The sequence below is a fragment of the Bradyrhizobium sp. 33ap4 genome (assembly GCF_032654765.1).
GTDB lineage: Bacteria > Pseudomonadota > Alphaproteobacteria > Rhizobiales > Xanthobacteraceae > Bradyrhizobium > Bradyrhizobium australafricanum.
In genome coordinates, this window is record NZ_JAUMTJ010000240.1 from 1 (window position 1) to 609 (window position 609).

The window sequence follows — 609 nt, forward strand, 5'->3', positions numbered from 1 at the left end:
AGCAAGATTCCGGCCTTGCCGTTCTCGGGGGTGCAGTGGTAATGTGCTGGACTGCTGTGCCGAAGGCCGCGGGTTCAAATCCGGCTGAGGACGGCGGCAATGTGCTGGAGGTAAACACTGCGTACGGCACTGTGTGTCGGCCATTCCTGGTGCACGTTAAGGATCCCCAGGTGGTCAAAATTTCTGGTATTTTGCATTCCTGCTCAGCTGGCACTAGCAAGCAAAAAAAAAAGAAGGTAGCATTTGGGTATGACACTTAAAGCATGATTTTACTTGCATGTGTAATGCTACTTAAAATGTAATTAGCAGCATCAATATGCATCAAAAATGTGTTGCATTTTGCTACGCACACTTAAAAGCACACTTTTAGTATCCTATAAGTGCTGCTTAAACTGCATTTTTTGTGCCTGGCTATTGCACATTTAGTACTCTGGCGAAGTGCAACTTATATTGCACTTGTAATGGGTATAAAATGCCATTAATTTGTTCCAATTTAATTTGAAATAAATGTTGGAAAAATTTAGGATACATGCCCGCATTAAATGCGCTTTTAATACCATTTTAATGTAGGTTTTTTCGCTAAGGGATGCTTAGTCAGCGTGACAGAGT

The 609-nt window shown here is 42.2% G+C and carries 1 protein-coding gene; it reads left to right on the plus strand.

Translation table 11 applies throughout. The features are described from left to right. A partial coding sequence (locus Q2M23_RS43785) for a hypothetical protein (RefSeq protein ID WP_316399554.1) occupies nucleotides 1-260 on the plus strand: 260 nt, incomplete at its 5' end. Nucleotides 261-609: the final 349 nt, after the last annotated feature.